A 20,554-nucleotide genomic window follows, 5' to 3' on the forward strand; every position below is an offset into this window, starting at 1 on the left:
CAAACCAAGAACTATTTCGCCGCGGTGCTGGCACCGCGCTCAATCCGCCACGACTGGCGGGCTCAATAGTCTCACTTATTTTGCGTCGGCCAGCAACTTGCCGAGGTTGTAAATCTCGTCGGCGTCGAACACGCGCTGATTGGAATCGAAAAGCTGCCGAATCGCGGCTTTGTGAATCTTCATTTTCAGCCCACCAACACCCAGCGCGCCATAACAAAGCTGCTTCCCTTGCTTGGTGGCTTTGTCCGTCGGCTCGACGCCCCCAATTCCCACGGGTGGAACGGCATTGAGATCAATCGCCACTTGCAACGAAGTCGACGCTAAGCGAGTGGCTTTGTCCAAAAGTTCCACACCGGCCGCGCCAGCGGAAATCACCAGTTGTACCCCGTCTAGGAGCGATGCCATGTCATGATCGGTCGTGGAATGCGAAGTCAGCCGCGCGCTCGGCACGGCCACGCCAATTCGATGACAAACGGCCTCGGCGTGCGTTCTTTTACGCGAAGCAACACGAACATCAACACCCTCTCGGGCCAACATCCGCACCACCCGCTGCCCGACGGGCCCCGTCGCTCCCAATACGAGGGCATTGGTTTCTGGGCCCAAAGGCAAATGCCGGCTGGCACACACAACCGCCGCCGCGGCCGTTGTGTTCGCTCCGTTGGAATCGAGCATCACCGAGACACGGACCAGTCCAAAAAACGATTCGCGCACAGTTTGTAAAATCTGCTCACCAGCGACGACGTCGGAACCACTAATGAACACGGCCGTGTTTTTCAGTTCGTCACCGCCACGGGTGAACATCGCTCCATGAACCAAATTGCGCACCACGGCGGGAGTCACCCCACCGTGGCGCAACAAATGATCCACGCCCGCATCGATTGCGACGATGCTGTCGAACGCACTCGGCTGCGGATCGCTGTCTAAAAAGAGCAGTATCTTTTTCATGGCCTTTAGAAGCCGCGGAACGGATGAGCCGCCTTGTCCTTGCCGGCAATCATTTCCTCGGCCGAGGGCTTGCCTTCCATCGCGTTCTTGATCGCCATCTTGGTCGCTTCGTAGTTGTATTCGTATATCTTCTTGTCATCAGCCGCTTCGGGGTGAATGAACACGCCGCAAACGCAAACAAGATTCTCGGCATCACCCTTCTTGATCACGCCGTCGGCGACCGAGTCGGCCACAGCCTTGGCAACCGCGGCTTGGGCAGGGCCAAACATTTGCACCGCTTGGCGCATTCCCTTGATCGTCACCTTGGTGATCATCACCGTGGCGGGCTTCACAGCCAGATTCGGCGTCAACACGGCGAGCAAGTTCGTGTGGCCTTCGCTTTGGCGGGCGAGGGCGTTGGCAAATGCCACCCCCACGGGGCCATCCTTGCTGCCAATCAACAGATCAATGTGGGCGATTTCGTTGCCGTCGCCGGTGAGTGCTTCTCCGATGAACATCGACATAAGTGCTTTCTCCTGCCAGGGATATGTAAGTTTGTGTTTTTAAGCCGCCTCAGTGTACGGGCAGGCTCTCTAACATATCAGTGGCCTTGGTTGCACGACAACCGCCTCTCTTGCGAATGCTTATAAATACAGGCCACTGCTCGCTTTAATTATTTCAATTAAAAATGTTTACCCAGCCAGTCCTATGTAAATTCTCCCCCCGCCAAGATCGCTCAAAAAAACCTTGTAATCTTCTCGACCAGGGGTTTATACTGGGGCCGCCGGTGCGAGGGACGACACTTTCCGGAACATCTCCTTCGTTGCCGCCACTTGTTAAGCCAAGATTCCTACTGGGGGAGGAGTTGGCTATCTGGGCTGGGCTATTTCGGTTCCTTTCACGAGAAGAGGTGAACCATGCGCCAGTCATGCGCTCGAGCATTTACGCTCGTCGAGTTGTTGGTCGTGATCGCGATCATTGGCACGTTAGTGGGCTTGTTGCTCCCCGCGGTGCAATCCGCTCGGGAAGCAAGCCGGGCGAATCAATGCCGGATTCACATGACGCAGGTCCAAAAGGCCCTGCAAATGTATGCCGATTCAATGGAATCGTTTCCCGGCTATTCCAACGAGCTCGGCTTCAAGGGGGCTCCCCAAAAGAACGCCAGCTACGTTGTGATGATCCTCCCCTTTTTGGAACAGAACGCGCTTTGGGATGAATGGAGCAAACCTTCGGAAGGGATTGGCCCTGTGGCAAGACTGGAAGTGTTAATGTGTCCCAGCCGGCCAGGCGTCTCTGACGATCAGGGGGGGCTTTCCTATGTCGTGAACGCAGGAAATATCGAGAACGAGCCGGAGGATGTTTGTGAGAACAGGCTCGAACAGCCCGGCAATGGTTTGTTTTTTGACCGCTCGCGATTGGGCGAAGTCTTTGCAACTGAAGGCCTCGATCAACGCGAGAAAGGGCTAGGTGACAACGGATGTAAGCCAAATGCAGATTCAAAAATTAAAATGACTTTTGCTTATGTTCAGTCGAACGATGGCTCAACGTCGACTTTAATGCTAGCCGAAAGTTTGCGTTCCATTACCTGGGCCAGGACGACCCCCACGATGGATCGCAAGTGGCACTTCGGTTTCTGTTGGGGACAACCTCATCTCGTCATCGCTGGCATGGAGGAGCAGAACGGCTACGAGTTTGCCCATATCAACTCCGGCATCGAAGAGCGCGAGTACGGCCAACTGAGCGACATGACCGCCGCCGATGCCTTTCCCTCCAGCCATCATCCGGGCGGGGTCAACGTGGCCTTCTTGGGAGGGAACGTCAAACTGCTGAGCGAACGGATCGAACCATTTGTTTACGCCCAGTTGATGACCAGCAATCGCAAAACGTCCCAACTCGGGATACCGCAAGGGAACGATTTCCTGTCGGAAGCAGAGATTGCCCCCCCGGATGACTCCAGTTACTGAAAGTCAGGCAACTGCCATTTCCCGCTGGAAAAGGTATTTGCCGGTAACTTTTCTGGACAAACGGCGGGAAAACTGAGAGAATTTATATTGATAGTCGGCTTTTCGGACCAGAGAATTATTAATTATCCGATAGTTGTTAATGCTCGGCGCTTTCTATGCGCTGATCATCCTTCCAGAAATTGGAGATATTTGAGATGAGGCACTCACTTAATCGTCACTCTCTTCCTCTTCTGGCGAACCATCGCCGGCGTTGGGCGTTTACTCTGGTCGAGTTGTTGGTGGTGATCGCCATCATCGGCACGCTCGTGGGGTTGCTTCTGCCGGCAGTGCAATCAGCTCGCGAAGCGGCCCGCAGCAACACCTGCAAGAACAATCTCAAGCAATTGGCGTTAGCCATGCAGACTCGAGAAACTTCGCTCAAGAAGTATCCGGGTTACATTAACATGGTCGGCATCAAGGGAACAAATAACTTGGCCCGTGCGAGTTGGGTTGTCTCGATGTTTCCTTACATTGAGCAAGTTCAACTTTTCGAGCAATTCAACACGGGAATTCTTCCTGACGTTTTACCGCAAATCGAAGTGCTCGTTTGCCCGAGCAATCCTCCCGCGATTGAAGGGGCCCCTAACTTGTCTTACATGGCAAATTCTGGCTTTCGTTATGCGTGGGATCGTGGAGAGAACACAAACAACAAACGATTGTCTTGGGAAAACCCAGCTGACGGCGTGTTTACCGACCAAACCCGAGTTAACGCTATGCCAAGTTTTTTTTCAGGTTCGGCCGACAGACGTGATAACCCCACCTCTGCTCCTGTCCAATCCATGACGACAGCCTATATTCAAAGCAAGGGTGATGGCACAACCAAGACTCTCATGTTTTCGGAAAGCCTCGCAGCTCTTTATTACACCTATGCAAGTGCCGATGATTACCAGAACACGCCTGATGCCAATTTCCACTTTGGCTTCACTTGGGTTCAAGCAGCTACGGTCGGATTTGATAACAAATTGAGGGTTAATGGAAGCAAAGCCATCCCAATCTACACCGAGTTCTCCGAAATGTCGGATATGGTTGACTCCACAGCACCTACATCTACCATCCCTACAACGACCGAAGAACAACCTCGCCCAGGCATTGCCTCCAGCTTCCATCCTGGTGGTGTCAACGCAACGTTTGTCGGTTCGCAGGTCAGCTTCATTACAGATCAAGTTGATCCCGTGGTCTTCGCTCAGTTGATGACTTCCAACCGTAAGCAATCAGAATTGGAATTTGCAACGCCCCCCAACGGCTCAGATTATGAAGACGATGATCCGGATCCAGCCGACGGCACTTATTGATCGTTGCAGAGTCTTGAACTCATTCAAAACCGGGATGCGTGAAACGCATCCCGGTTTTTTTGTGCGCTGGCTGTAAGACATCCCCAACAACAACGTATCGGTGGCTTCCAGCCGCTGCCCTTTTGCCGTTCCGGAAATTCTGCGGCTGGAAGCCACCGATACAAAAACTTGTCGGAAATGGCCACCCGTTCTGTCATAATGAGCCCCACGCCTCACGGCACTTGCTCTTTGATAACTCGGATGGACTATGGCAACCGCGTCTCCACCAGCGGAGCAACTTGCGATACGGACTTTTGGAACCGCGCAATTGCGACGTAAACTCGGTGAGTTTTGTCACCTGCCGTCGTCGCAAGGATCAGGCAAATCGAGACTTGCGCAATCGACAGGTGACAAAAAGAGGGACTTTTCGCGCGAAAGTTGGGACCCCAGGCGACGTGCCAAAAGTGACAAAACCCGGCCTACGTTCATACGCGAGAACAGGTTTTTGTGACCTAAACTTGCGGTATGACCGCTACACTCCTAACGCACGAATCGACAACTCCGCAGAGAATCGCCACCCGCCGGGTGCTGCACGTCATCAACGGCGAGCACTACTCGGGGGCGGAACGGGTGCAGGACCTGTTGGCCCAGGAACTGCCCCACTGTGGCTTCGAAGTCGGCTTTGCCTGTGTGAAGCCCGGGCGATTTCCTGAAGCACGGCACTACCAACAGGCGCCGCTCTACCGCACGCCGATGCGGGGGCGATTCGATCTGCGTTGTGGCAGAGAACTCGCCAAGTTGATCCGCCGCGAAGACTTTGCCCTCGTGCATGCCCATACGCCACGCTCGCTCTTGGCCGGCATGGTCGCGGCTCGCGAGGCGGGGGTGCCACTGGTTTATCATGTGCATAGCCCGACGGGCAAAGACTCAACGCGTCGCATCCAGAACTTTGTTAACGACCGTATGGAGCGCTGGCTGCTACGACACGCGGCGAAGCTGATCGCCGTCTCGCCCAGCCTGGCCGACCTGATGGTTCGCCAAGGTTTTGCTCCCGAGCAGGTCGTCTACGTTCCCAACGGCGTGCCGAGCGTGACGCCCATCACCCGGCTGCGTCCTCACAGAACATGGACGCTCTGCATGGCGGCCTTATTCCGGCCACGCAAGGGGATCGAAGTTCTGCTGGAAGCGCTGGCGATCCTCCGAACCCAGGGGCGAGACGTGCAACTCTTGGCCGTGGGGCCTTTTGAAACGTCCGGCTACGAGGAGGAAGTGCTTTCGCTGGTATCAAAGCTGGGCCTGACCGACGCCATCGAATGGACCGGCTTCGTGAGCGACGTGCCCGCCGAGCTTCGACACGCCGATCTTTTCGTGCTCCCCAGCCTGTTTGGCGAGGGGCTGCCGATGGTCGTATTGGAAGCGATGGCCGCGAGCTTGCCGGTGATCGCCAGCAATGTGGAAGGGATACCCACTGCAATTCGCGATGGGCTCGATGGATTGCTCGTCGAGCCGAACGATCCCGAGCAACTCGCCGCCGCGATTGGCGAAATCATCGCGACAGATAGCCGCTATGACTATCAGACGATGTGCGAGAATGCCCGCGAACAACACGCGAACAAGTTCTCAGCGGAAGCCATGGCCCAAGGCGTGGCACAGGTTTACCGCGACGTGCTCGATAGTTAACCGGCATCGTCGCGATGCCGATCTCTCGCAATAACGCTGCCAAGTTTACTTCAACTGCGTCGTCGCCGGTTGCGTCGCCTGCGGAGCGGATGGCATTTCTTCCACAACGCGCGTCCACCCCAGTGGCGTGCGTGGCGAGCTAAACAGCGAGCCGAACAACGCATCGAGCGTCCCATTCACGGTCGGTTGCTCGAACATGTACACCGACCGGTTCCGGCCGTTAGGCATATGCATCTGAATCGCCGAGGGCATCATCGTCTTGCGATTGAGCATGATGTCGACGTGGTGATAGTTGGCGGCGTCGGCCTGCAAGCGTGGGTAGGCTTCGAGCCAGATTGTCCCTTCGTCAGACTTGAGGCTGCGAATCCAATAGCGCTGCTTCAACTTGTCGGCTTCGGCACCAAACAGAAAGGGTAGGGGACCATCGACGATCGATTGTCCCCGCATTTCCTCGGGCAACGGTTGGACGACAAGCTGCTTCTTGTCGTGCTTATATTCGAAGATCGCCTTGCCGTCGCAAACCCAGTGCTCACCGACTTCTTGCTTCTGAGCTTCATAAACTCCCGGCGAGGTTTCGTCCTTCTTCACATAGCGTTCGATTTCGCTGATCTTGAAGCTCCCTTTATCAGGCTTCGAGTAGGAAAGCTGACCCTGGCTCTTGATTGCCGGATCGTTCGCGGGTCCAAACACGGGATCGTATTCCCAGCGATTGAACTTGCAGTCGAACGTCTTCACGTCCTTGGATTTGTTTTCCCACATTTGCAGGATCTGATCGACGAATTGCTGCTCAACATCGCTCAATTGAAACGGCGGGCCCATTGGGGCGGGTTGAGCCGGGGGGGTGGGAGTCGTCCCTTCCGCCGGCGGTTGGGCAGGAACGGATGCCACTTGAGCAAGCGGAGCACCCATCGTTTGAGCCTGCGAAATATTGGGCGTTTGCGCGACGGCAGTCGCTATCGGCTGCTGAGCCGTTGGAGTGGTCAGTGGGGGAGAATACTGTGTTTGAGCAATCGCCGTTACGGAAAACGAGGTGGCCAAAAGTAACGCAAAAATATGCTGCTTGAGATGCATGGGTGTAGTCTCTCAATAGGCGTGTTGTCGAGACACGCTTAGACAGGTTCGAACACGAAATCCGCCGACGTTTGCCGTCGGCAGCGGGGCGGGGAGGATAGCAACCGGCACGATTCGCCACTAGGGCGATCCGAGAAATATCCATAACGTATTTTCGACGGCACGTGAGCCCGCCTTGACTTCCTGCCAGCAATGCGCGCAGTATGCCGGAAGTATCAATTGCACTCAGGAATTTGTGATGGAAATCCGCTGGAAAGCCAGTTTCTCGGCCAGTTGTCTCCATTCCGTGTGCTGCCTGCACAAGGGTTGGCCGGCCGTCGACATGCAGTTAGGAGATTTGATCTTCGAACCGGCCGAACAGCTTGTTGCGGCCATCGGTGAGAATCATTTGCCAGTCGCAGAAACCCTCACCGAATTGGCGATCCTCGCGAGCGACTATGAAAACAACCGCCAGTTGGTCGAAGTCGCTCTTAAACGACTACATGGAAACCCTTCCGAATCCACCGTGAGCCAAGTCGCAGCGGCGATCAGCGGGCTTGAATCAAGAGTTCTCACGAGCCGAGCGGAACTGGTTGAGGAACTGGCCCTACGAGGCAGACCGCTGCAACAACAATGGCAAGCTCGCGGGCCCGGATTGCTGCACCAAGTGCGAAGGCTCACCGAGGAAAACTTCGTGGCCTCCTCCGCGGAAGTGACATTGGTTACGCCGTGGGTGGGAGGATACGGCTATGGCCATCTCAAATCAAATCGTGTGCTGCTGGAGGCCATGCTCGCCGACCCGCATGATGATCTGCCCGAAACTTTGCGGCTCGGTTGGTTGCTAGCACAACTCAACGCCGATTTACCCATATATAGCGAACCGATCCCGGCGGATCGCCTATTACTAGTTGCTCAACTCGCGACACTACCCGTTATCCTAACTGCCGCCGAAGGCGTGGAGTGGGGTACGTGCAATCTTTCCACGATCGAACAGGCGATCACATGCTGGCAAATTATGCCAAAACCGGCATCACAGCTTGCCGCGCAACTCTGGCGATGGTGGCAAGCTTACCAAGAGGGAACCGCTCCGTGGCTGGTGGCATGGCGTGGTTTGGAAGCGCTGTTGGGATGAAATCGCGAAAATGCTACCGTTTGGCAAACGATTTCCGCACTCAACTTCGAGTTGACCATGCTCAAGCAATTTGCCTGCAGTCTACTACTGCTTCTAACAACGACCGCGAGCGCGGAAGAATCCGCTGTTCAACCCGCAACTCACAATGCCTCTGTTGCGCAGCCAACAACTATCCGGTTTACACAACAACCGACGTCCGTTGGCGAACGCGTTGTCCAGCGCGTCGGTATGGAGCTCAATCTCCATACGATCATCAAGCAAGCTGACCAAGTGGCTCATGAAGGCTCCACAGGGCTCCGCCGTCGCCAAGAGCGCGACATTCAGGTGATTGAAGTCGTGGAAGGCAAGGCACGACAAGCCAAGGTGACTTATCCGCTCTCGCGGTTGATGTCGCCTGAGAACGAAAATCCCACGGATGAAATTGCCCAAGTTGTCGAAGGCAAAAGCTATCTCATCACTCGCGAGAATGATCGTCTTTTTATCACCGATGCGGAAGGATCGATTCCAACCAGCGAAGAGTATGAAATCGTCGCCAGCACGATGGAAAGCTTTGGCAAACCCAATCCGCTGGCCGAATACTTGCTGTCTCGCGAGGTTCGCGTCGGTGAGATTCTTCAAGTTCCCACGGAACTGGCAACCAAGATGATCGGTTTCGATTCGCTGGGCGAGGTGCAAAAGTTCGAGATGCTGCTGGTCGAGATCAAGGACATCAATCAGAAAAAGTGCGCCGTGTTCAATGCCACGATCCTGGCAAAAGGCAAGCCCGAGAACCCGCTCGAAGTCGAGGCCCACGGCGCGGTGGTCATCGAACTCGCGACCTGCCGCACCATTGAAGCCACGCTCACCGGTCCAATTTCAATGCTCTCCACCGACCAAGGCACCGAGTACAGTGCCTCCGGAAACTTGCTGCTGGCGATTCGTTCGCAATACGGCACCGCAAAATAATTTCCAAGATCACCGCTGGTTTGTCGAATTCATGCTGAAACGACAGGCCCAAACCAGCGAAAAATGGCTTTTCTTTTCCCCTTTCCACTAGCGACGTATAATTGCGTCGAAAATAGGCGCTCGAAATTCTCGCACAAAACGTCTGTATGACACCTTTAGGTTTTCGCAACCCGTTTGGGCATCGACGGACGATCTGGCCATGGCTGGGCTGTTGGCTCGCCTTTGCAGTTCTTCCCGTGCAGGCTGTCGACGTCGATCCGGATCCTAAAGACGCGCCTGCGAGCAAGAACTTGGCTGGCCTCGTACGCGTGCAACTTCCACTGACGGGAAGTGCCGACCAAGCCCTGCAAACGACTATCCGCCGCGTTCGGGATGAACTTGTAAAGCAATCCCGTCTGACCAAAGACTCGCGGCGGCCGCTCTTGATTTTGCAACTCGATGCCCGACCACAAAATGAAGAAGCCGGCGATGGCAGCCAATTTGAACGTGCGTTTGCTCTCGCTCGCTTTCTCTGCAGCCGCGAAATGGCCGACGTAAAAATCGTCGCGTTTATTCCCCGCACACTCAATGGGCACGGTGTCTTGCTGGCATTGGCCTCGGAAGAAATTGTCATGGCCCCCGACGCGATGATCGGTAATGCGGGTGCTGATGAGGCCACTGACGAATCTATTCGTCAAACCCTGGTCGCCGCCTATCGGGAAATCGCCGAAACCCGGTTGACCATTCCCGTGGCGCTTGCCGTGGCGATGATTGATCCCACGGTCGAGGTGCTGCAAGTCGAAGCCGAAGATGGCACGCACTTTCTCACCCGCGAAGAATTTGAAAAATTTGCCGCCGACCATGAGATCGTGGAAGAAAAAGTTTTGGTTCCCGCAGGAACGCTTGCCGAGTTTGACGGCCGCGAAGGTCGCCGTTTTGGCTTTGTTAAATATTTAGCCTCAACCCGTGACGGATTGGCCACGGCCTTGAATGTGTCGGCCGACGCACTTGTGGAGAATGAATCTCTTGCCAGCGAATGGCGACCCGTTGTGATCGATATCAGTGGCGAGCTAACTCCAAAACTCGCAAGCCGCATGGAAACTTTGCTAGGGGCCGCTGTTCAACAACAAGGTGCCAACTGGATCTGCGTGAGAATTGATAGCGCTGGCGGTGATCTCGAAGCAGGCATCCGCATGGCCTCTGCACTGGCACGATTGGATGCGAATTCTGTGCGAACCGTGGCTTACGTGCCGTCGGAAGCGACTGGCGCGGCGGCCTTGGTGGCTTTATCCTGCGACCAATTGGCTATGCATCCAACGGCGCGACTAAGCAGTGCATTGCCTGTTGCCATGGAAAAGGGCAAGCCACGGATCAAGAATCGTCCCCTCGGTCCGGAAGATGCTCAGCTTGCTGCCGCTGTGCAATCGATCCGCCAATCTCTTGCCCCGCGAACGGATTACACGTGGTCGCTCTTGGCAAAACTGGTCGATCCCAATCTGGAACTGGCCCAATATCAGAACAAAGCTACTGGTGAAGTTCGGTTGATGAGCCCCGCAGAACAAGCGGAGCAGCCCGATTCCGTCAGTTGGCATCAAGGTCAAGTGTTGTCGCCCAAAAATGAAAGACTGGTGCTCGATGGCCAACAAGCGCACGAACGGGGCATTGCCTGGCACACGGTTGATACCTTTGACGAATTGAAACAGCAGTTTGGTCTGACAGGAGAAGTTCCCAATCCGCAACCCAATTTGGCACTTGAGTTTATCGAGGCACTGGCTACTCCCGAGTTGGCGATCATTCTGCTGATGGTCGGATTTGCAGGAATTTATATCGAGTTCCGCACACCGGGTGTCGGCTTAGGGGCCTTTGTGGGTGCAGTCGCTTTGCTGCTGTTCTTTTGGAGTAAGTATCTCGACGGCACGGCCGGCTGGTTGGAGGCACTGTTATTCGTCGCGGGTCTAAGTTTCGTGATGCTGGAAGTCTTTGTGCTTCCCGGCTTTGGCATCTTTGGCCTGGGGGGCGGCGCGATGATGCTCGCCTCGCTCGTATTGGCCAGTCTGACATTTGTCCGGCCTCACAGCGAAGTAGAACTCGAGGAGCTTGCGCGTTCGGTCGGCACGGTCGCACTCTCGGGGCTGGGCGTGATGGCATTTATACTCATTTCGCGGCGCTATCTTCCTCAAGCCCCCTTATTCCGTAACATTGTCCTTGAACCACCCGTTGGTGACGAACTGAACGAACTTGGTCATCGCGAATCGGTTGCCGATTTCTCGGCACTCATCGGCGCCAAAGGTTATGCCGCCACGGATTTGCGTCCGGCGGGAAAAGCGCGGATTAACCACGAACTCGTCGACGTGATCGCCGAAGCCGAGCCGCTCGACAACGGTACACCGATTGTGGTCATCGAAACTCGCGGCAACCGAATTGTTGTCCGCTCCGCAAGATAGGCTCAAGAGGGCCTAGGCCAGATCGGCTCTGCACCGCTTGGCATTTTCGTAGTAGAATCGTCTTGCTAAGTGTCGCCGGAGCTTTCGCTTTATGACGGGATTAGATCCTTTTACTTGGGCCATTATTCTGATGCTCATCGGCTGCGCGCTGGTGGTGCTTGAGGTTTTCGTCCCCTCAGGGGGAATTCTCGGCATGCTCTCGGGGTTTGCCATTCTCGGAAGCATCATCTTTGCTTTCCGTCGGGATCCAACGGCCGGTATGGTGTTTGTCCTCATTTCGTTAGTAGCCGTACCCACCTTACTCGCGCTGGCATTTCGAGTTTGGCCCCACACGCCCATGGGCAAAGCCTTTCTGGGGGAGCTCCCTTCCGAGGACGAACTTAAGCCGATTGATGTCCGTCGCGAGCTTGTCGGTCGCTCTGGCGTGGCCAAAACAATGATGCTTCCCTCGGGTTCCGTGTTGGTCGATGGACACTGGCTGGATGCCGTTTCTCAAGGCGATGCCATCGAGTCGGGAGAGCCGATTGTCGTGGTCGAGGTGCGTGCCAATCGTGTCGTTGTCCGCCGAGCAGAACCTGACGAGACGCAACAAATCTCGAACCAATCGCCGGACATTCTCTCAAAACCACTCGATGAATTGGACCTCGAAGGATTCGAGGATGAGCCGCTGGGCTAATGCTCGATCTTGCATTTGGCCATCCCAAGGGGTACAAAAACCTCTGTGACGCAAGGGCTTATGATCGCTGAGGGGATAAACTTCATGAACTGGCACCTGACTATGACTCCCTCATTGGGAGCCATTTCGACGACCGTTATTTTGGTTTTGGGCTTCATAGGTCTTGTCATCTTCATGATCTTTTTCGCGGTATTTGCGCGATACGCTCGGTTGTGGATTCAGTCAGTCAGCACAGGAGCCCGCGTCGGTATTTTCGATCTGTTGCGCATGACCTTTCGTAAGGTGAATCCGACGGTCATCCTCCGCAGCAAAATCATGGCTATCCAGGCCGGCATCACCGAAGCTGAAGGAATCACAACTAAAGCTTTGGAAGCCCATTATCTTTCCGGTGGCAATGTGCCGTTGGTGATTCGCTCGATGATTGCCGCTCGCAAAGCCAAGATCATCGACCTCGATTTCAAGCGAGCAACGGCCATCGATCTGGCTGGGCGGAATATCCTTGAAGCCGTGCAGACAAGCGTTTATCCGAAAGTCATCGATTGTCCTTCGCGGCAATCAAAACGCCCCACGTTGGATGCCGTCGCCAAAAATGGCATTCAACTGAAGGTCAAGGCCCGAGTCACCGTGCGGGCGAATCTCAATCAATTGATCGGTGGAGCTGGCGAAGAAACCATCATTGCCCGCGTCGGCGAGGGAATTGTCAGTGCTATTGGTTCGGCGGAAACGCATGCTCACGTTCTAGAGAATCCTGACACGATTTCCAAAGCCGTGCTGGCGCGAAAATTGGATTCCCAAACGGCATTCGAAATTGTTTCGATCGATATCGCTGATATCGACGTGGGTGACAACATTGGGGCTCGTTTGCAGGCCGATCAGGCTGAAGCCGACACGCGCGTGGCCCGTGCCGCGGCAGAAGGCCGGCGTGCGATGGCCGTTTCTCAAGAGCAAGAGAACATTGCAATGATGGAAGAAAATCGCGCTCGGCTCGTGGAATCAGAGGCTGAAATTCCTAAAGCCATCGCCGAGGCCTTTCGCAGTGGCCGCTTGGGGATACTGGATTACTACAAACTCAAGAATGTACAAGCCGACACCGACATGCGCGAATCGATCGCGGGCGTTGGCGCCTCTCGCCGCGAGTAAAATGCTTTACTGATGCAACATTTAGCAATCTACATCATCGCCGCGAACTGGATGGAATGGGTTTTCCCCGTCATCGTGTTCATTCTTTACACGCTTGGCCAGTTGATGTCGGCCCGAGGAAATAAGGCCAAGCAACCGCCGCGAGTTCCCAAACCTCGCGATCCCGCCGCACCTCCGCAAAAGCCTCGTACGCTTGAAGAGAAGCTGCGTGGTGAGGTCGAGGATTTTTTACGCCAAGTTCGTGGCGATCAACCCGAAGCCGAGGAGCCATCCCCCGTGGTTGTCGCTCAGCGGCCGGTTGTCGTTAAGGTCGAGCAAACGCCCAGAAGAATTGTTGAACTGGAAAAGCCTCGCGAAAGCATTCAAGAGTCTGTCGCCAAACACATGAGCACGGCGGACATTACCCAACATGCTCACGCGTTAGGTGCTGATGTTGGTCAGGCCGACGAAAGATTGGTGGCCCACCTCCACCAGACATTTCAACACCAAATCGGAACGCTCGAACCGAAGCAAGAACAACCCCGACCAATAAAGCGGCAAAACAAAGCCGCCGCCGAGATTGCCGAATTGCTCCGCAGTCCGAAGGGGATGCGGCAAGCCATCATTGCGAGCGAAATCTTACGCCGCCCGGAGATTTAACCAATGCCTCTCTACGATTTCGTCTGCCGTGATTGCCATAAAGAACAGGAACTTCTGGTCCGGGGCGAGGAAACCCCCTCCTGTGAGGCCTGCGGCAGCGGCCAGCTCACGAAACTTCTTAGCGCGCCGGTCGCCCATTCGGCCTCGGCGCACAGCAGCTCTCCCCGGTCACTCCCTGGCGGTGGGTGTGGGTCAGGATGTGCCTGTCACGGCTAAAATTTGCCTATCGGGCAGCCTCGCAGATAGAATTGCCGGTAGAACCTGTAGTTTTCCCAGGGAAATCCCGCAGCTTCACCCAGATTGCCTCAAGCGAAAGTTTGACACTCTTTTCGCACCCTGATTATACTGCGACTAGTGCAATTATCTCTTGTCGTGGCAGAGATTTGGGACTTGTCGAGGCCGATCTGACCTCCAAATCCCCGACTTTGCCGACAGAACGAGGTTTGCAAACGAAGCATCGGAGGCTTCCCTTTACCGGAACATATCCTTCGCGGACGACCTAGGTTGGTTGCCGCTGAGGCAGTGTCGGAAGCTCGGGTCGTGTTGATACGCCTGGTTTCCCCATGAGGAAGTGAATTCGATGAATTTTTTCGGCAAAGTTTTGATCGCCCTCACTGCCATCGCGTCCATTTTCTTGCTGGCCGCGTCGCTCATGGTTTATGCGACTCACCGGAATTGGAAGGACGACTACGATAAGCTCAAAACCCAGCTCACGGCGGCCCAAACCGCCAATCAAGAACTGGAAGCCACAAAGAACTCGCTGGAAAGCCAACTGACGGCTGAGAAAGATTATGCCGTTCAAGAGGCCAGCAAGCTCGTCCTGGAACGCGATCAGCTGGCGAAGCAGAATGCCGATATTGGGAAACGCCTTGAGCAGCTTGATCAAACTCAACGCGATCAAGCCGCGGCACTCGCTGCCACTCAGGCCAACAACGAAAAGCTGACCGGCCAAGTGGCTGCACTCCGGGGTGAGATTCGCACAAATCAATCCGAACGCGACCACGCGTTCACAACGGCACTCCAAGCCACCGACGATCTCCATCAAGCCGATAACGAACTGACCGTCTTGCGTGAACGCAATTCGCAACTCGCGCAAGAAGTCGGCAACAAGACGGCCCTGCTTGATGAAAACGGAATCGATCCTGCCACCGATCCCGGTGCGATCGTGCCGCGTGTTCGGGGCATCGTGAGCAAGACTCAAAGCACCTCCGGCAGCCAGCTGATCGAGGTCACAGTCGGTGCTGACGACGGCCTCAAACCTGGCCACACCGTCGAAGTCTTCCGCGGTGACCGCTATCTCGGCCGGGCAGAAATCCTCAAGACGGAGCCGGATCGCGCCGTGGGCCGCATTCTTCGCCAATTCCAACAGGGACAGATTGAGGAGGGCGACGATGTCGCAACCAGATTTAGAATCAGTTAGCATGCCAAGCGTTATCAACAAAAAACCACGCTACGACGTCTATTTCGTCATGCTGCTGGTTTCGTTGATTGCGATCTTGATTGGCTGCCTGTTCCTGTTCCTGGAAATCCGTGCCTACGGTGGCTGGGGAGCCTGGAATGGCTCGCCATTGAGTTCAGTGACTCCATCCTTCGGCGACGCACTGCCGCGCTATTTGTGCTGATCAGGGGTTGCTCACGCACCCGCATCGGGCTGGCGCTGCGCGAGTTCGCGGTCGAGGTCCAATAACGAGGCGGGATCGTTCTGCACTAAATGAAATTTGTGCACGACCTCACGAGCCGTTTTCTCTTCTTCGACTTGTTCGGTGATAAACCACTCGAGCTCGACGAGCGCAGCGAAGGCTTTTTCTTGAAAGGCCAGTTCATAAAGCTTGTCGATTTGCGAGGTCACCTTTTGCTCCTGTGCAAACGCTTTCTCAAAGACTTGCACCACCGAAGCAAATTCGTTCTCAGGAGCTGCAATCGGCTTCAAGACCACTTTGGCATTCCGGGCCAAGAGGAAGTCGTACAGCTTATGGGCATGGATCTTTTCTTCTTCGCTTTGAAGACGCATCCAATGCGCACAGCCCGTGAATTGCTCGTGCTGACACCAGGCCGCCATTGAGAGATAGCTGTAAGACGAGAACAGTTCATTATTGATCTGTTCATTGATGGCATCTTGCATCACTTGCGTGAACATGGCGTTACTCCTGTGCGAATGGGTTACTTGTCACCCAAATTGTAAAAGCCTGACCGTGGGTGTCTACATCACGCGGCGATTCTTGCAGCAAAGAAAAAGGCTCGTCGTCACGAATTGACGACGAGCCTCAATCTCATCAATAACCACTTATTCGCCGAGAGACATGAAACTGAATCTCGACATTCAAGTGGGCCCGACTGGAGTTGAACCAGCACGCCCTTTCGGGCACATGCCCCTCAAGCATGCGCGTCTGCCTATTCCGCCACGAGCCCTAGTTATTTTGAAAACACTGCACGGCCGACCTCCAATTGTCGGCAATCCATCGAGTCTACCTTGACCCGTCCGTCCGTCAACCCGCACTCCCCACGACTAAACCCCGATTTCGCCGACAAAATCGCGCAAAATGGCGGAATTGCCCCCACTGTTTCGCTGGTTTTTCGCCGTGCCAATACGGTACAATCAACGGTCCACGCGGCCCGACATTCATCCCGGGCTCACGCACCCTCCTCCACGGTCTCTGTCGATCATGCCCGCCGGAAACAAATCTCACCTGCAATCCCGCGGCAAGTCGATTCGATATCGGCTGCAGCGTGGATACGCTTGTGCCGGCCTGTTGATAATGACAGTCTTTCTCGCTCCAGCGTTCGCGGCGAGCGAGGCCGACCTGGAGCAGTTCCGCACGCAGGTCGAACCGATCCTCATTGAGAAATGCTACGACTGCCACGGCAATGGGATGAACGAAGGCAGTGTTGCGTTCGATAGTTTTTCCTCGCAGGCCGAGTTGGTCGACGATCCACAGCTTTGGTGGCGTGCCTTGCGAATGGTCCGTGCGGGCATGATGCCGCCAACCGATATGACGCCGCTGACTGATGCCGAAAAGCAAACCCTGGAAACATGGATCAAGCGTTCCGCATTCCATGGGGACCCAGCGAATCCTGATCCGGGGCACGTCACGCTCCGTCGACTGAATCGCAACGAATATCGCAACACAATTCGCGATCTGATGGGGGTCGACTTCGACGCGCAAAGCGACTTCCCTCAAGACGACAGCGGCCATGGTTTTGACAACATCGGCAGCGTACTCACGGTATCTCCGCTGCTGCTGGAAAAGTATTTATCTGCTGCCCGGACAATCGTTTCCCAAGCCGTTCCATTAACTAGCAAAATGGCTCCGGAAAAAACAATCACCGGTATGGAGTTCCAACCGGAAGGTGCTGACCCCAACCAAAAAGAGCAGGGGCCACGATGGCTCTCTTATTATGAACAGGGTTGGGTATCGCATCGCGTGAAAATTGAGCACGCCGGGCAATATCAAATTCAGGTCAATCTGAGTGCCGATGAAAAATATCTCGACGGCGAGTTTGATTACAACAAATGCCGATTGACGTTTTCCGTCGATGGTATGGGCAAACTTAATGAAGAGTTCAGTCGCCAAGGCCACAAACCCTACCAATTCACTTACGACGTCGATTGGCAACCGGGTGAACACGAGCTGATTTTCGAACTCACGCCGCTCACCCCTGATGAAAAGCATGTCCGCGATCTCAGCATGCGGATTAAGTCGGTCGTCATTAAGGGCCCCCTGAACGACGAACATGGAATACCCGTACCCAATTATGCCAAGTTTTTCCCTCGCAAAGTTCCCAACGGAGCCAAAGCTCGTCAGGCTTATGCTCGGCAGATATTGAAGAAATTTGCCACAAAGGCTTACAGGCGGCCGGTCGACGCGGAAACGCTCGATCGCTTGGTCGCTCTTGCCGAGCAGCATTACTCTCACCCGGGAAACACATTTGAATCTGGCATCGCCGAGTCTATGACGGCCGTGTTGGCTTCACCTCGATTTCTGTTTCGCGAAGAAGTCGCTGTAACACCGGAAGCCGCAGCCGAGTTTCCTTATCTCGACGATTATTCCCTCGCATCGCGACTCTCCTACTTCCTATGGTCGACAATGCCCGACGACGAGCTGATGCGCCTCGCCGCCGAAGGAAAGTTACGCGAGAATTTGCCTGCTCAATTTGAGCGAATGTTCAATGATCCGCGATCAGAGCAATTTATTCGGCATTTCGTTGGCCAATGGCTACGGGCTCGCGATATTCAGAACGTGATTGTCAACGCCGTAGAAGTCATGCGTCACGATGCGCCGCCCAATAAAGAGGATATCGAGGCTCGGAAACGATTCCGTGAACTGGTCAGCAAACCCCGCGATCAATTCACTGAAGAACAGCGTGCCGAGTTTGAACAACTCCGGCAGCAATTCGCTGAGAGATTTCGTGAATTCCAGAACTTTGAACTCAATCCTGAACTGCGCCGCTCGATGCGACGTGAATCCGAACTGGTTTTCGAAACCGTTCTTCGCGAGGATCGTCCGCTGGATGAGTTGCTGGATGCCGACTATACGTTCCTTAACGAACAGCTTGCTAAGCACTATGGCATCGAGGGAGTTAAGGGCAAAAAGATGCGGCTGGTGAATCTGCCAACCGACAACCCGCGCGGTGGGATTCTCACGCAAGGAACCGTCCTGGCTGTGACATCCAATCCCGATCGAACTTCACCGGTCAAACGCGGGTTGTTTGTGCTCGACAATATTCTGGGCACACCACCTCCACCTCCACCACCGAATGTCCCGCTGCTGGAAGATGCCGCCAAAGGTCAAGATGGTGCGCCGCTCACCGTGCGAGAATCGTTGGCGCTCCATCGCGAAGCACCTTTGTGCAGTTCGTGCCACAACCGGATGGACCCCTTAGGCCTCGCGCTCGAGCGGTTTAACGCACTTGGCAGATGGCGCGAAACCGATCAAGGCAAGCCCATTGATTCCGCCGGCGCGTTGATCACTGGTGAGGAATTTAACGATATTAATGAACTCAAGCGGGTTTTGGTCGCTAACCATCGCCAAGAATTCTACCGCTGCTTGACCGAAAAGCTGCTTACCTATGCCTTGGGCCGTGGAATCGAGTATCATGATACAGAGACGGTCGATGCGATCGTGGCTCAATTGGAAGCCAACGAAGGCCGACCGTCGGCGCTTTTGAAAGGGATTATCGCGAGCGCGGCCTTTCAGAAATGTCGTCCTGTCGAGCAGGCCGATGGCACAGCGGCGATCAAGACGGCTAGCTACTCAGGGTCTCAACTCCCGGAGAACGATTGATGTCTCATCGCGATAGCAACTCAAACGGCAAATATCCCCGCCGGCATTTTTTGCGAGGCTTGGGCGCGAGCATTGCCGTTCCAGCTCTGGCTTCGCTGACGGGCACACGACTCCTCGCCGCTGAATCTGCCGCCAACTTGGCGGTGACGCCTGCTGGTGCGCCACTGCGTACAGCATTTGTCTATTTTCCTAACGGTGCGATTCCAGCTTCGTGGTGGCCTTCGCAAACTGGCACAGACTTCACCCTCACGGGCACTTTAGAACCACTCGACAAGCTCAAAAGCACATTACAGATTTTCGGCGGACTCGATCAAGTGAATGCCGAAGCCGGTCCGGATGGCGCGGGCGATCATGCCCGAGGCAATTCCGTATTCTTGACCGGTGTGCGGCTTCAGAAGAGTGCCACCGATGCCCGCGCGGGGATTTCCATCGATCAAGAGATCGCTCGGCAAGTTGGCGATCAAACCTTGCTCCCTTCGCTGGAGCTATCCAGCGACACCGAGCGCCCGTCGGGAAGTTGCGATTCTGGTTATGCTTGTGCCTATCAACAAACCGTCTCGTGGAAGTCGGCCACTACGCCGATGCCTCCCGAACGCAATCCCCGGCTTGTGTTTGAACGCTTGTTTGGTGCAGGCTCCCCCGGCGAACGGGCCGCGAATCTTGCCCAACGCCGAGCTGGCCAGCGTTCGATTCTCGATTTCGTGATTCAAGATGCCCGGCAGATGCAGAACCGGTTGGGCACACAAGATCGGGAAAAGCTCGACCAATATCTCACCGGCGTTCGTGAGATCGAACAACGGCTCGAGCGCTCCGAGCGGATGGCCGCAACCAAAGACCCTGGCTTGCCAGCCCCCGCGGGTGTTTCGCAAGATTTCAGTGAGCACGTCGGCATCACGTTCGACATGATGCTGCTGGCATTTCAGTGCGACCTGACTCGCGTGGCCAGCATGATGCTTGCTCACGATGGTAGCAACCGCTCGTTTGAACACATCGGCATTACTGAAGGGCATCACGAGCTGACCCACCATCGCAACGATGAACAGCGAATTCAAAAAGTGGCTCAGATCGATCGCTGGTATGTCGAGCAATTCGCCAAGTTCTTGGAACGTCTGAAAAACACGCCCGACGTCGACGGCAAATCCTTGCTCGACAATTCAATGATCGTCTACGGCAGCGGCAACGCCGATGGCAATCGCCACACACACTCGAACTTGCCGGTCATCCTGGCTGGCGGTGGCGGAGGCACGCTCACCCCAGGCCGACACGTCAATCACGGCTCCAAACCGCTGTGCGACCTCTTCTTAAGCATCGCCGACCGCATGGGTGCCACCGGCCTAGAACGCTTCGGCGATTCGACGGGGCGGCTGAAGGACGTTTAACGCTAGCTGC

The 20,554-nt window shown here is 55.2% G+C and carries 18 protein-coding genes and 1 tRNA gene; 14 read left to right on the forward strand and 5 right to left on the reverse strand.

The window, feature by feature from the left end; genetic code table 11:
* Positions 1-75: 75 nt before the first annotated feature.
* Positions 76-945, reverse strand: coding sequence for an NAD(P)-dependent methylenetetrahydromethanopterin dehydrogenase (locus AC6T8Q_RS18310; RefSeq protein WP_500680455.1), 870 nt, complete (start codon positions 943-945; stop codon positions 76-78).
* A gap of 5 nt (positions 946-950) precedes the next feature.
* Entirely contained in the window at positions 951-1,448 is a 498-nt protein-coding gene (gene fae, locus AC6T8Q_RS18315) for a formaldehyde-activating enzyme (protein ID WP_496920349.1), read from the reverse strand.
* A gap of 393 nt (positions 1,449-1,841) precedes the next feature.
* Here fae and AC6T8Q_RS18320 point away from each other — a divergent pair, with 393 nt between their 5' ends.
* From AC6T8Q_RS18320 to AC6T8Q_RS18330, 3 genes are all read left to right on the forward strand, one after another.
* Entirely contained in the window at positions 1,842-2,888 is a 1,047-nt protein-coding gene (locus AC6T8Q_RS18320; protein ID WP_500680456.1) for a DUF1559 family PulG-like putative transporter, read from the forward strand.
* 194 nt (positions 2,889-3,082) lie between these two features.
* Positions 3,083-4,219 carry a DUF1559 family PulG-like putative transporter gene (locus tag AC6T8Q_RS18325; protein ID WP_500680457.1) on the forward strand — a complete coding sequence of 379 codons (1,137 nt, stop codon included), beginning with the start codon at positions 3,083-3,085 and terminating at the stop codon, positions 4,217-4,219.
* A gap of 504 nt (positions 4,220-4,723) precedes the next feature.
* Positions 4,724-5,878, forward strand: coding sequence for a glycosyltransferase family 4 protein (locus AC6T8Q_RS18330; RefSeq protein ID WP_500680458.1), 1,155 nt, complete (start codon positions 4,724-4,726; stop codon positions 5,876-5,878).
* A gap of 45 nt (positions 5,879-5,923) precedes the next feature.
* On the opposite strand, the gene AC6T8Q_RS18335 is transcribed toward AC6T8Q_RS18330, so the two are convergent.
* On the reverse strand, positions 5,924-6,949 hold the full coding sequence (locus AC6T8Q_RS18335) for a TIGR03009 domain-containing protein (RefSeq protein WP_500680459.1): 1,026 nt from the start codon (positions 6,947-6,949) through the stop codon (positions 5,924-5,926).
* A 238-nt stretch (positions 6,950-7,187) separates the two neighbouring features.
* Between AC6T8Q_RS18335 and AC6T8Q_RS18340 the strand changes: the two genes are divergently transcribed.
* The 9 genes from AC6T8Q_RS18340 to AC6T8Q_RS18380 all read left to right on the forward strand — a co-directional run bounded on the left by AC6T8Q_RS18340 (position 7,188) and on the right by AC6T8Q_RS18380 (position 15,505).
* Entirely contained in the window at positions 7,188-8,060 is an 873-nt protein-coding gene (locus tag AC6T8Q_RS18340) for a hypothetical protein (protein ID WP_500680460.1), read from the forward strand.
* Between the two features lie 57 nt (positions 8,061-8,117).
* Positions 8,118-9,005: a hypothetical protein gene (locus tag AC6T8Q_RS18345; RefSeq protein WP_500680461.1), complete on the forward strand. Its 888-nt coding sequence runs from the start codon at positions 8,118-8,120 to the stop codon at positions 9,003-9,005.
* Positions 9,006-9,151: 146 nt separating this feature from the next.
* On the forward strand, positions 9,152-11,428 hold the full coding sequence (locus AC6T8Q_RS18350; protein ID WP_500680462.1) for an NfeD family protein: 2,277 nt from the start codon (positions 9,152-9,154) through the stop codon (positions 11,426-11,428).
* A gap of 91 nt (positions 11,429-11,519) precedes the next feature.
* Positions 11,520-12,104 (forward strand): NfeD family protein, encoded by a 585-nt coding sequence (locus AC6T8Q_RS18355; RefSeq protein ID WP_500680463.1) that lies wholly within the window; start codon positions 11,520-11,522, stop codon positions 12,102-12,104.
* 102 nt (positions 12,105-12,206) lie between these two features.
* Positions 12,207-13,244 (forward strand): flotillin-like protein FloA, encoded by a 1,038-nt coding sequence (gene floA, locus AC6T8Q_RS18360; RefSeq protein ID WP_500680464.1) that lies wholly within the window; start codon positions 12,207-12,209, stop codon positions 13,242-13,244.
* A gap of 12 nt (positions 13,245-13,256) precedes the next feature.
* Entirely contained in the window at positions 13,257-13,883 is a 627-nt protein-coding gene (locus tag AC6T8Q_RS18365; protein ID WP_500680465.1) for a hypothetical protein, read from the forward strand.
* A gap of 3 nt (positions 13,884-13,886) precedes the next feature.
* Entirely contained in the window at positions 13,887-14,099 is a 213-nt protein-coding gene (locus AC6T8Q_RS18370) for an FmdB family zinc ribbon protein (protein WP_500680466.1), read from the forward strand.
* A gap of 364 nt (positions 14,100-14,463) precedes the next feature.
* The gene (locus AC6T8Q_RS18375; protein ID WP_500680467.1) at positions 14,464-15,303 is read left to right on the forward strand and encodes a hypothetical protein; all 840 of its coding nucleotides are present in this window, start codon (positions 14,464-14,466) and stop codon (positions 15,301-15,303) included.
* 1 nt (position 15,304) lies between these two features.
* Positions 15,305-15,505 carry a hypothetical protein gene (locus AC6T8Q_RS18380; protein WP_496920361.1) on the forward strand — a complete coding sequence of 67 codons (201 nt, stop codon included), beginning with the start codon at positions 15,305-15,307 and terminating at the stop codon, positions 15,503-15,505.
* Positions 15,506-15,516: 11 nt separating this feature from the next.
* Here AC6T8Q_RS18380 and AC6T8Q_RS18385 read toward each other — a convergent pair whose 3' ends face one another.
* Both AC6T8Q_RS18385 and AC6T8Q_RS18390 read right to left on the reverse strand, forming a co-directional pair.
* Positions 15,517-16,020 (reverse strand): ferritin, encoded by a 504-nt coding sequence (locus AC6T8Q_RS18385; protein WP_496920362.1) that lies wholly within the window; start codon positions 16,018-16,020, stop codon positions 15,517-15,519.
* Between the two features lie 188 nt (positions 16,021-16,208).
* Positions 16,209-16,292, reverse strand: a tRNA-Leu gene (locus AC6T8Q_RS18390).
* A 347-nt stretch (positions 16,293-16,639) separates the two neighbouring features.
* Between AC6T8Q_RS18390 and AC6T8Q_RS18395 the strand changes: the two genes are divergently transcribed.
* On the forward strand, positions 16,640-19,165 hold the full coding sequence (locus tag AC6T8Q_RS18395) for a DUF1592 domain-containing protein (protein WP_500680468.1): 2,526 nt from the start codon (positions 16,640-16,642) through the stop codon (positions 19,163-19,165).
* Positions 19,165-20,544: a DUF1552 domain-containing protein gene (locus tag AC6T8Q_RS18400; RefSeq protein WP_500680469.1), complete on the forward strand. Its 1,380-nt coding sequence runs from the start codon at positions 19,165-19,167 to the stop codon at positions 20,542-20,544. The genes AC6T8Q_RS18395 and AC6T8Q_RS18400 overlap by 1 nt, the downstream gene beginning before the upstream one ends.
* The last annotated feature ends 10 nt before the right edge of the window (positions 20,545-20,554 follow it).

The organism is Bythopirellula sp., from assembly GCF_041737835.1.
GTDB lineage: Bacteria > Planctomycetota > Planctomycetia > Pirellulales > Lacipirellulaceae > Bythopirellula.

Bases quoted from the DNA above. Each gene is read 5' to 3' on its own strand.
- AC6T8Q_RS18310 (WP_500680455.1), bottom strand. From the start codon at position 945: ATGAAAAAGATACTGCTCTTTTTAGACAGCGATCCGCAGCCGAGTGCG.
- fae (WP_496920349.1), bottom strand. From the start codon at position 1,448: ATGTCGATGTTCATCGGAGAAGCACTCACCGGCGACGGCAACGAAATC.
- AC6T8Q_RS18320 (WP_500680456.1), top strand. From the start codon at position 1,842: ATGCGCCAGTCATGCGCTCGAGCATTTACGCTCGTCGAGTTGTTGGTC.
- AC6T8Q_RS18325 (WP_500680457.1), top strand. From the start codon at position 3,083: ATGAGGCACTCACTTAATCGTCACTCTCTTCCTCTTCTGGCGAACCAT.
- AC6T8Q_RS18330 (WP_500680458.1), top strand. From the start codon at position 4,724: ATGACCGCTACACTCCTAACGCACGAATCGACAACTCCGCAGAGAATC.
- AC6T8Q_RS18335 (WP_500680459.1), bottom strand. From the start codon at position 6,949: ATGCATCTCAAGCAGCATATTTTTGCGTTACTTTTGGCCACCTCGTTT.
- AC6T8Q_RS18340 (WP_500680460.1), top strand. From the start codon at position 7,188: ATGGAAATCCGCTGGAAAGCCAGTTTCTCGGCCAGTTGTCTCCATTCC.
- AC6T8Q_RS18345 (WP_500680461.1), top strand. From the start codon at position 8,118: ATGCTCAAGCAATTTGCCTGCAGTCTACTACTGCTTCTAACAACGACC.
- AC6T8Q_RS18350 (WP_500680462.1), top strand. From the start codon at position 9,152: ATGACACCTTTAGGTTTTCGCAACCCGTTTGGGCATCGACGGACGATC.
- AC6T8Q_RS18355 (WP_500680463.1), top strand. From the start codon at position 11,520: ATGACGGGATTAGATCCTTTTACTTGGGCCATTATTCTGATGCTCATC.
- floA (WP_500680464.1), top strand. From the start codon at position 12,207: ATGACTCCCTCATTGGGAGCCATTTCGACGACCGTTATTTTGGTTTTG.
- AC6T8Q_RS18365 (WP_500680465.1), top strand. From the start codon at position 13,257: ATGCAACATTTAGCAATCTACATCATCGCCGCGAACTGGATGGAATGG.
- AC6T8Q_RS18370 (WP_500680466.1), top strand. From the start codon at position 13,887: ATGCCTCTCTACGATTTCGTCTGCCGTGATTGCCATAAAGAACAGGAA.
- AC6T8Q_RS18375 (WP_500680467.1), top strand. From the start codon at position 14,464: ATGAATTTTTTCGGCAAAGTTTTGATCGCCCTCACTGCCATCGCGTCC.
- AC6T8Q_RS18380 (WP_496920361.1), top strand. From the start codon at position 15,305: ATGCCAAGCGTTATCAACAAAAAACCACGCTACGACGTCTATTTCGTC.
- AC6T8Q_RS18385 (WP_496920362.1), bottom strand. From the start codon at position 16,020: ATGTTCACGCAAGTGATGCAAGATGCCATCAATGAACAGATCAATAAT.
- AC6T8Q_RS18395 (WP_500680468.1), top strand. From the start codon at position 16,640: ATGACAGTCTTTCTCGCTCCAGCGTTCGCGGCGAGCGAGGCCGACCTG.
- AC6T8Q_RS18400 (WP_500680469.1), top strand. From the start codon at position 19,165: ATGTCTCATCGCGATAGCAACTCAAACGGCAAATATCCCCGCCGGCAT.